We start from the raw sequence: 9448 nt of genomic DNA on the forward strand, positions 1-9448 counted from the left end.
TGACGCGAAGTTGACGAAGAGGATGTCATGACACAAGCACACGGCTCAACCGATCCCGCTCCCACCACCGACGCACCCTCAACCGTACGTGACACCGCGCCGGGCGTTTCTAGTACGACGCCGCCGCAAGGGCCGGGCAGCTTGCCTAGTGCGGAGAAGCCGGCCGGGGTGGCTGCTCAGCCCGGTGCCGCTACCAAACTCGGGGAAACCGAGAAGGCAGTTCCGGCTGGTGAGGGCGCAGGTGCTCCGACTTCCGCGGAAACATCCGCGCCGGCGAAGAAGAAGCAGAAAACTGATGTGAGCGAGTATTCGCGCCGGCAATTGGAGAAACGCTACGCGCGTGGGCAGCGCAAAGCCACCGCCTATGAGGTGCTCACCGGTGTTTTGGGATTGGTGCTCGCCTGGTTTGTGTGGGATCGGGCTGCTATCACCGATTCGCCTTACGCGGTCGGCACGCTGCTTTTCGCGGTTGGTTTCGCGGCGCTCATTGTGTTGGCGATGGTACGCCGCATGATTAATACGATTGCCACGCGGCGGGGAATCGCGGTAGCCGGGGTAGCTACCGGCGTGACTACTTTTGTTATTGGATTGATTATCACCTTGACGGTGAATACCGATGCGGCAGCTGCGCCGTCGTTCTTCACCGATCATCTGCTGGACGTGAGCGCGCCGGCGGTGGTGCTGCTGGCCGGAACCCTGATTTTTGTGTGGTTCCTCATCACTGACCAGCGCGAACTCAAGGATTAGAACGGAGAAGCCCGCGTGGCGAAGAAAAAAGAAGGAAAGCTGAGCGCGGCCCAGCAGGCGAAAGCGGCGGCCGATGCGCATCAGGTGATCGCGCGCAATAAGAAAGCGCGCCACGATTATTTCATTGAGGACACCTTTGAGGCGGGGATGTCCCTATCCGGAACCGAGGTGAAGGCGCTGCGCATGGGCCGGGCCTCGCTGGTGGACGGCTGGATCGAGGTGGATCGCGGGCAGGTGTACGCGCACGGGATCAATATCCCGATTTACGCGATGGGAACGTGGACGAATCACGCGCCCACCCGCAAGCGGCGCCTGCTGCTGCACAAATCGGAGATCGAGAAGCTGGCGCGGGCCGTCGAGGCGAAGGGCTATACGATTGTGCCCCTCGAGCTGTATTTTGTGCGCGGGTTGGCCAAGCTGGAAATCGCGGTGGCCAAGGGCAAGCAGGAATGGGATAAGCGCGAGACGATCCGCCGGCGCGAAGCGGACCGGGAGGCGCAGCGGGCGATGTCTGCCGCACGCCGCCGCGAAGGGCTGGTGCGGTAGCGTTTCCTCGCAATGAGTGGCAAGGCTTGAGGTTGCAGATCTCGGGGTTGGTGAAATCGCCCTGTGAAGGCGCAGCATCCTGACCTAACGCAGCCCGTTCGCTGAGATGACCAGTCGGACGGTGCGATCCGCATGCATTGCTTTTATGAAGGTTTTACTTGGCGTGATGTAGTCGATGAACCATGCGTCGCCATTGTTCCAGCTTTTCGCGGGCAGGGTGAGAATTGGCGAATATGCGCAGAAGTTATCCCGAAGCTCGCCTAGGGTTCCGGCCGGGGCGCTACCGAAGGCAATTACGTTATTCCGATTTGTATCACTTTGCTCGTATACGCCGATATCGACGTTCTCGAGCAGAGTGCAGGTGCCGTCCCCATTATTTTTCGAGTTGCCAAAAGGTGTTTTATCGATGATGCTCACCTCGAGGTTTTTACCCTTGTATTTATTGAATGTGGCCGTTGTTGTGGGAGTCGGGGTTGGCGTTGATGCTGATTCTTTGGACTTGCTAGTGGTGCCGCACGCGGTGAGAGCGAGGGCGGCGATCATGGTTAAGATAATCTGCCGTTTCACACCCTAATTTTAGTTGTGGTTGCCTGAGCTGGGCGGTGCTGCAAGTCCCACAGTATTCCGCCTTGGCCCGGTGCGCTTATTCTTTCGGCCACGCAGGCAGAGACCTCCAGAGCTTAAGGATTGATCGGCCGTCAGTTACAGAGAATGCCGCGAAGCTGCCACCTACTGCGAATCATTCGAGCGTGATTCTCTCGGCCAAGGTGGCGATTTTGTGAGACCAGTAGCTTTGATGTCGTTCGGTAGCGCTTCATCTAAAGACGCCATCGCATGGTATTTCTTGATGAATTCGGCACGATTCTTAAACCCGCCCCGTTCGATTGCCCACTGCAGAAGAGTGAGAGTGGTGGCATGCGTTATCGCACCGCCGGGCACATGGAGCCCCCGTTGATGCTGGATCATCAGCAAACGAGCCTGTTTCTTGATCAGGGAAGTTCCATTTTCCTCATCGCAAACAAGGACAACTTTTTCCCCGGATCGCGCCAGAAGGACACCGTGCAAGATGGCCATATTCTCGCCTCTGTCCTTCGTAAGAGAGTACATATCATCAAACTCAACTCCCAGTACATCGCGACAACATTGCTGCATATCCTCTGTTGGAGCATCCGAGATAATGCTTTTGAACCGTCCCGGAAGCCTTAGCCATGTCTCAGCAGCTCGTTTAAATTGAGGACGACGTTTCGGAGTGTCATAGATTTCAAATTCCACAGCTTCCGGTACGTGCACAGGGTTACCGCCCAGTGCTTTCACTAGCTGTGGTACACAATCTGTGGCGAAGAATTTAAAGATCGGTCCCGTGTCGAGAATATACATCGCAGCTATCCGCCCGTTGGGATCGCCAGCTTCCGGGTGGCGCGGCCTGATTCACCTGTCAAAAGGGCCAATTCCTCAGCAGTTAATTCCGCACCGGTATCGTGAGGGGCAGTAGCCGTAATATCCGGCATCTCAACAGGAGTGATTCCAGCTGCTCGCAACTCTTTAATCAGAACGTGGTAATCATTTCTGCCCGTCAGGCGCGCTATAGCGGCCGGGCCAATGGCACCCCATCGATAGCCTTCAATCGCCCGAGCAAGAAGTTTCTGAGGAGCGCGTGGTTGTTCTGCCAGCGCAGCGAGGAGCTTGTATTCGGACAACCATCCAAATTGCGCGGCAAGTGAAGGTGCGGGAATAGCACTCCATTCTTCACATGTACTCTGGTCGATAACACCACTCTCACGAAGCTGAACGGCAGCGTCCGCCGGCGAAACCAGGTAGCTGTGAACAAGATCTGATAACACAGCTAGAGTGGGTTCCTTTCCTTGCGTGACATCAGCTACAGCTTCTGCTGGCATAAGGAAATGCCGAGCGAAAGCATCTGCCTGATCCTCCCGCGGAGTACCTGTGCTCCATTCCTGTGAAGTGCTCATGTGGCGGTCAAGATGCCCTAGCCACAGATGGCCAAGTTCATGGGCAAGTGTAGAACGTAGCTGCATGGGCTGATCCGTACAACCCACCGCAACAAGCCGCTTATTTTCCCAGTCCACCACCATCCCGTGACCCGGCGCGGCACCAGCAACAAACGCGACACCAACGTTCATAACGCGTTCAAGTAGCTGGGTCACGCTGAGAATCGGGGCGGATCCTAAATCGTGTTCCTGGCGGAATTGCGCAGCGGCTTTCCGGGCAATTTCTTCGTTGCTCATGCCGCCTCCGGAATCCCAATATCGTCAAGACGCCGGGCAAGACCAAGAGCGTAGACAAGGTAATCATAGAGACCCTCAGCGCCCGCGGTGTCCGTACGGTCGGCATAACGGACCTCACTCTGAATTGAGTCCGTACCCCGTAAATGATCGACCAGAACTCCGCAGGCATCAGCAATAAGGGAAAGCTCAATGAGAGTTGCAGGGCGTTCCCCCGCCTCTATCCGGTGGATTGTGGATTGGGACAGGCCCGAACTTGCAGCTAAATCGCGCTGCGACATTCCCACGCACGCACGCGCGGCGGCAATACGCTGGCCGATCCTAGCTTCACTAGCACTCATACTGAATCACTCTCCCTACACTTTGATTCTACAAGAATCTCCGTGCAAAAGTAAGCACCCGCGCCGAAAAATCGGAGCGGGTGCTCATCATAAGTGGAGATGCCGGGAATCGAACCCGGGTCCGACGATAGCCAAAGGAGTATTCTCCGGGCGCAGTTCGTTGATAGTTGTTTTCGGCTCCAGGGTTCCACACGAACCAGGCCCTGACGAACCTATCTATGTTGGTGTCGCGAGCACGCCCGTAGCAAACGTACTCACCAGTGGCTTTCTCAACGATGCTGAGGTCTAGGCGGAAAGCACACCTAGTTCAGCAGATTTCGCAGGTCGCTTAGCTTAGGCAGCGAGGGCGAAATCGGTGCTCTTGTTCTTGGCACCTATAGGTTGCAGAGAGCGTTATCGAGGTGACTCTACATCCTCGGCCCGCTTCCCTCCGACTAACTACCGCCGTCGAAACCGATCATCCCCGTATGCTGTTATCAAACAGTCCCACCCGCCCGGCATTCAACGCCGGCAACGCGGTGGATTCACTAGTCTACAACGACGGCGCCGCATGCGCTATTCCCGCTGCTATGTAATGAAGTCCGAATTCTATTTCGGAGTAAGAATCTGTACCTATTTTTAAATTCGTCACGTCGATGTATTGGAGAGGGGAGCAGCTTTAGGTGGAGATTTCCGGGAATCGAACCCGGATCCGACGCTAGCCACAGGAGTATTCTCCAGGCCAGCCTCACGCTTCCACCCACACCTCATCCACATCCAGCACAAACCACCGATGCAGACTGTCAATGAAGTGGATCGCAGAGCCGCGGGACCCGGCGGGATAATACGGGAGCGTGGCATCGTCCGCGTGTTGTACCTGGCAGCGGGTGATTTCGCGGTAGCCGTCGCTCGTATCTGCAAAGGCGCAGATAGGTTCGCGGTAATCGCCGTAGGTGAGCACATGATTTCCCGAAACTGCCAAACCTCTCAGCCGCGGTATTTCCTTGCGGGTATCAATAATCCGCGTAATCCGATCCCCTGCGATCGTAACCAGCGGGAAGTCTGAGTAGGGGCAAATAACCGTCTGCTCTTCGGTGCAATTCATGGCATAGCAATCGGCAATAAAGGTCAGGCGGGCCAGCTCCTCACCGAACTCCGGTTCCACATCGTGCCGGTCAGGATACAGCCATTCGGCTTTCAGCTCGCTATTCCAGCGGCAGAGCCCACAAAATCCGATAGCGAGGTTCTCCGCCTCGCCGCTTTTCTCCCCGCGTACTCCGAAATCCCAGCCGAAGTTACCAAGAATTCCTTCATCGAAATAGCTTGTCCAGATGCTGCCATCGCTGAGCGCCTGAACATCTTGGATGCCATCACCGAACACCCCGGATCGCACCAGCTCCCCGTTCACTGTATAGATATAGGCATTGTGCGTGGCTTCATGCCGGTCGTTGGACCATCGGCATCGCGCGCCGACGGCAAGGAACGTACCGTCAGGCAAGTATTGGATACAGGGAACGGAAACGGGCAGATCGACGGGTGCCGATGCGATGCGCACTGTCCCGTCAGCATTGTGCAGCGCGAAAATCGCATCCGCTTCTTCAGAAACGAAAACCCTCGGAAAATTCTCGTTACGTTCGAAAAAGCGCGCGTATCCCTCTGCATCGCTCCAGATCGCCACCGGCAACCCGTGATAACTAATGGAGGCTTGCACAAGCACGGCGCCCTTGACCGGCGCTTGCAGAGTTGCTTGGTACCGGGGCGTAATAACGCGCATTTCTTCAGCCATGCTTTAGTTTCCCTCGCTTCACTTTTTCACGCTAAGGTACGACGACGCCGCACCGTTCACGCTACTCATCCGGCCACACGTCGTTGATATCCACAGTGAACCACACGCCAAAGTCGTCAATCCAATGTATTTTTGAATCTCGGCAACTCGCAAGCCACCATGGACCATAGACTTCTTCTGGACAATCGATGTGGCACTTCTCAATTTCCTGATACCCGTTCGTAGTATCTGATAAGACGAAGTAGTGGTCTCCGCCACCGCGCTCCACGCAGTAGGCCAGAATGTGTGAACCTGATACGGCGAGGCCGAGAATATCGCGTAGTGCGCCGTGGGTTTCAACAATACGGGTTACCTGATTACCGGCAATGCTCATGATGGCAAAGTCGTAATTTGGGCATATTGTTGTGACCTCATCCGTACAGTGCAACGCACGATGGTCGTCGATATATGCACGGCGGGCAAGCTCTTCACCGAAGGCGGGAGTCAGCTCCTCAGCAGTAGGGTAGCGCCAGACGCTTTCGAGGTTGTTGTCCCAGCGGATCAATCCACACGTGCCGATTGGTTCGCGAGTTTCCTTATCTGCGCCATCGGGGTCAAACGGCGCATGCCATCCGTTATTACCAATAATTCCTTCGTAGAAATATCCGGTCCAGAAGGTACCGTCGCTGAGTGCTTGGACATCGGTAACTCCGTCTCCAACAGCGCCGCTCCGGAGTAGCTTGCCTTCGAAGTCATAGATGAAAGCGTTGTGGTCAGCACGCTTCTCCGCTGCATGCCATCGGCACCGTGACCCGACGAGAAGAAAAGCTCCCGAGGGTAATGATTGGATGTGGGGGAAACAAACTGGGAATCGAAAAATAGGTGTTTTCTGGATAACCTTGCCGGCACTGTTATGACGTGTCAGCAGAGCCTCAACAACACCATTGACATGTACATTAGGGTGACAGCCATCGTCCGACCGCCCGAAAAACTTACGCACGTCCTCAGCAGTGCTCCAGATCGCCACCGGCAAACCGTCGTAGCTAATAGAGGCCTCCACAAGCGCAGCTCCGATAACCGGCGGTTCCAGCGTGGCTTGATATTTAGGCGTGATGACGCGCAATTCTTGGGACATACCCCAGTTTCTCATAATCAATTTTTCCGCGCCATCGTGGCATATGCGCTGGTGGGGGAGGTGGCTGCGTCGTCGTTTTTAAAGTGCGGGACTTAGAGCCCGCACGTCACGTTTTCGATGGGCGAGGATGAGACAAGCAGCCGCGCGAAAACAAGAAAACACGCCTTTTCGCGACCGGAATGCGGCGATGATGATGTCCTGCGCCCCGGGTATGGCTGAGCTGATGAAGGGAGGACGAAGATGACGTATATGCGAAAACTCGGTGCTGCAGCGGTAGCGCTCCTTCTGGCTTTGCTGGGGATCGCATCCTCCGCGCAAGCGCAACCGGCCGATAGTCCGGCCGCGCGGATAGAGTGCCCGGCCAAGGAACACCCGGATTTCATCACCCTGGAGCTGTGGGGAACGCAGTACACGCGCGACGCCGAAGGTAATCTGCTCACGGAGGTCCCGAAGGAAACGATCAAGTACGCGGTCTTCAAGGTCTACCAGGATCGCAGCGAACAAATCTGGATCAATCCACGCTACGAGGCAAGTAAGGACCAATTCGTGGTCATCAATTATCCCTCAACGGTTGACGACTGGAATTTCACCTTCAGCGTCCCCAAGTATGAGCTTGCCGGCCCTACCTGGAGAGATAACGAGGTTGAGTACAATATCACCGAAATTCCCACGCCCGGGTACCGCAGCGATGTGGGCATGAATCCGGATGGCACCCTCAAGTTCACGAATACTCTGGCCACTGATGTCTCGGCAACGAAGGCCTGGCAGGATAACGATAATGCCAAGCAGACCCGCCCGGAGAACATCACTTTCGTTCTGCTCGCTGACGGCAAGGAAGTCGCCCGAAAGACTGTTGGTGAAGCGGAAGGTTGGACGGCTACCTTCGCTGAGGTGGATAAATGCGCGGGTGGTTATCTCATTAATTACGAGATCGCGGAAGTTGCCGTTGAGGGGTATAAGTCGGCCGTGACGGGCAATATGACGGATGGGTTCGTGGTGACGAACTCTATCGTGCCGCCCACTCCTACGCCGACCCCGACCCCGTCGGTTCCGGAAACGACTCCGCCGACGCCGCCGGCAACGACTCCACCCGTAACAACACCGCCAACATCCTCGCAAACTCCTACTCCTACAACCACGCCCACGCCGCGCGAGCGGCTCGTGAAAACGGGAACGTCCCTGGCCGGCCCGGCCGTGACGCTGGCAGGTCTCGCGTGCCTGGCAGCGGGAGGAGTGATGGTGGTACGACGGCGCAGCTAAGCGCCGCGGACTCAGCACATTAATGTGACTCATCGTGGGGCGGCGACGCCAACAAGTCGCCGCCCCATTCCCATACACCCGCGAATCCCCGCGCGCGCCTACGCCACCTCACGCGCGCCCCCGCGCGCCCTCACGCGCGCGACTCAACCACATCCACCCGCAGGGTCTCTTCACAAATGCACATTTAAGTGCCATAGTGGCTTGGTGATGGGGGCACAGGTGCCCCGTTCAGTCTCGCTCACCGCGGCGCCCGCCGCACCGATGGCTGAAAAAACAATCACGTTTCATCAATAACTACAAAGGAGTAACCGTATGTCGATTCGCGTTGCCATTGTGGGAGTAGGTAATTGTGCGTCCTCGCTGGTGCAGGGCGTGACTTACTACCACGGCGCATCTGAAAGCGAAACGGTCCCGGGCCTTATGCACGTGGTATTTGGCGATTACCATATTCGAGATATCGAGTTCGTCGCGGCTTTCGACGTCGATGCCAAGAAAGTCGGCTTTGACCTGGCCACTGCGATCAACGCCAGTGAAAATAACACAATTAAAATCTGCGATGTGGCACCTACCGGGGTGGAGGTGCTGCGCGGGCCCACCCTCGATGGCCTGGGGGAGTACTACCGCGCCACCATTACCGAATCCGATGCCGAACCCGTTGATGTGGTGGCCGCGCTCAAGGAAGCGCGGGCCGATGTGCTGGTCTCCTACCTCCCGGTCGGCTCCGAAGAGGCCGCGAAGTTCTACGCGCAGGCCGCCCTTGATGCCGGCGTCGCCATGATTAATTGCATGCCGGTCTTCATTGCCTCCAACCCGGAGTGGGCCCAGAAGTTCACGGACGCGGGTGTGCCGATTGTGGGCGATGATATTAAGAGCCAGATCGGCGCGACCATTACCCATCGGGTGCTCGCTCGACTTTTCGAAGAGCGCGGCATTTCCCTCGACCACACCTACCAGCTCAATGTGGGTGGCAATATGGACTTCAAGAATATGTTGCAGCGCTCGCGCCTGGAGTCGAAGAAGATCTCCAAAACTCAGGCCGTCACCAGCAATATCACCCAGCACCTCGACCCGCACGATATCCACGTGGGTCCCTCCGATTGGGTGCCCTGGCTCGAGGACCGCAAATTCGCCTTCGTGCGCCTGGAAGGCCGCAATTTCGGCGATATTCCGGTCAAGCTGGAATACAAGCTCGAGGTCTGGGATTCCCCGAATTCGGCCGGCGTGGTCATCGACGCAATCCGCGCCGCCAAGATCGCCCTCGACCGCGGCATCGGCGGCCCGCTGCTCTCCGCCAGCGCCTATTTCATGAAGTCGCCGGCGCAGCAGCGCCCTGATGAGGAAGCCCGCGCCGCGGTGGAAGCTTTCATCCGCGGGGAAGTGGAACGCTAAGCCCGGCATCCGCACCATCTCATCTCAACAAACGTGGCGGCCG

Annotated in this window: 10 protein-coding genes and 1 other RNA gene; 4 read left to right on the plus strand and 7 right to left on the minus strand. The window is 56.9% G+C overall.

The window, feature by feature from the left end:
- Window positions 1-27: 27 nt before the first annotated feature.
- The gene (locus tag ACRQDJ_RS04195; protein WP_284889109.1) at window positions 28-747 is read left to right on the plus strand and encodes a hypothetical protein; all 720 of its coding nucleotides are present in this window, start codon (window positions 28-30) and stop codon (window positions 745-747) included.
- 15 nt (window positions 748-762) lie between these two features.
- Entirely contained in the window at window positions 763-1293 is a 531-nt protein-coding gene (gene smpB, locus ACRQDJ_RS04200; RefSeq protein ID WP_026429507.1) for an SsrA-binding protein SmpB, read from the plus strand.
- Window positions 1294-1377: 84 nt separating this feature from the next.
- Here the strand turns inward: smpB and ACRQDJ_RS04205 are convergent, their stop codons facing one another.
- The 7 genes from ACRQDJ_RS04205 to ACRQDJ_RS04235 form a co-directional block, all read right to left on the minus strand.
- Entirely contained in the window at window positions 1378-1860 is a 483-nt protein-coding gene (locus tag ACRQDJ_RS04205; RefSeq protein WP_284889108.1) for a hypothetical protein, read from the minus strand.
- 162 nt (window positions 1861-2022) lie between these two features.
- Window positions 2023-2670: a PIN domain-containing protein gene (locus ACRQDJ_RS04210; RefSeq protein ID WP_284889107.1), complete on the minus strand. Its 648-nt coding sequence runs from the start codon at window positions 2668-2670 to the stop codon at window positions 2023-2025.
- A gap of 5 nt (window positions 2671-2675) precedes the next feature.
- The gene (locus ACRQDJ_RS04215; protein WP_284889106.1) at window positions 2676-3539 is read right to left on the minus strand and encodes an ImmA/IrrE family metallo-endopeptidase; all 864 of its coding nucleotides are present in this window, start codon (window positions 3537-3539) and stop codon (window positions 2676-2678) included.
- A complete protein-coding gene (locus ACRQDJ_RS04220) occupies window positions 3536-3877 on the minus strand; it encodes a helix-turn-helix domain-containing protein (RefSeq protein WP_435717814.1) in 342 nt (113 codons plus the stop codon). Before ACRQDJ_RS04220 ends, ACRQDJ_RS04215 begins: the two co-directional genes overlap by 4 nt.
- A gap of 91 nt (window positions 3878-3968) precedes the next feature.
- Window positions 3969-4342: a transfer-messenger RNA gene (ssrA, locus tag ACRQDJ_RS04225) on the minus strand.
- Window positions 4343-4604: 262 nt separating this feature from the next.
- Window positions 4605-5642: a YxiH-YxzG fusion protein gene (locus ACRQDJ_RS04230; RefSeq protein WP_284889103.1), complete on the minus strand. Its 1038-nt coding sequence runs from the start codon at window positions 5640-5642 to the stop codon at window positions 4605-4607.
- A 61-nt stretch (window positions 5643-5703) separates the two neighbouring features.
- Window positions 5704-6756, minus strand: coding sequence for a hypothetical protein (locus tag ACRQDJ_RS04235; RefSeq protein WP_284889101.1), 1053 nt, complete (start codon window positions 6754-6756; stop codon window positions 5704-5706).
- A gap of 240 nt (window positions 6757-6996) precedes the next feature.
- Between ACRQDJ_RS04235 and ACRQDJ_RS04240 the strand changes: the two genes are divergently transcribed.
- Window positions 6997-8016, plus strand: coding sequence for a Cna B-type domain-containing protein (locus tag ACRQDJ_RS04240; RefSeq protein WP_284889100.1), 1020 nt, complete (start codon window positions 6997-6999; stop codon window positions 8014-8016).
- Window positions 8017-8328: 312 nt separating this feature from the next.
- Window positions 8329-9405, plus strand: a complete 1077-nt coding sequence (locus ACRQDJ_RS04245; protein WP_284889098.1) for an inositol-3-phosphate synthase — start codon at window positions 8329-8331, stop codon at window positions 9403-9405.
- Window positions 9406-9448 lie beyond the last annotated feature (43 nt).

The sequence above is a fragment of the Actinotignum urematis genome (assembly GCF_051264595.1).
Classification (GTDB): domain Bacteria; phylum Actinomycetota; class Actinomycetes; order Actinomycetales; family Actinomycetaceae; genus Actinotignum; species Actinotignum timonense_A.

Coding starts and splice junctions, on each gene's coding strand:
- ACRQDJ_RS04220 (WP_435717814.1), bottom strand. CDS start 3,877: ATGAGTGCTAGTGAAGCTAGGATCGGCCAGCGTATTGCCGCCGCGCGT.
- ACRQDJ_RS04210 (WP_284889107.1), bottom strand. CDS start 2,670: ATGTATATTCTCGACACGGGACCGATCTTTAAATTCTTCGCCACAGAT.
- ACRQDJ_RS04195 (WP_284889109.1), top strand. CDS start 28: ATGACACAAGCACACGGCTCAACCGATCCCGCTCCCACCACCGACGCA.
- ACRQDJ_RS04240 (WP_284889100.1), top strand. CDS start 6,997: ATGACGTATATGCGAAAACTCGGTGCTGCAGCGGTAGCGCTCCTTCTG.
- ACRQDJ_RS04235 (WP_284889101.1), bottom strand. CDS start 6,756: ATGTCCCAAGAATTGCGCGTCATCACGCCTAAATATCAAGCCACGCTG.
- ACRQDJ_RS04230 (WP_284889103.1), bottom strand. CDS start 5,642: ATGGCTGAAGAAATGCGCGTTATTACGCCCCGGTACCAAGCAACTCTG.
- ACRQDJ_RS04245 (WP_284889098.1), top strand. CDS start 8,329: ATGTCGATTCGCGTTGCCATTGTGGGAGTAGGTAATTGTGCGTCCTCG.
- ACRQDJ_RS04215 (WP_284889106.1), bottom strand. CDS start 3,539: ATGAGCAACGAAGAAATTGCCCGGAAAGCCGCTGCGCAATTCCGCCAG.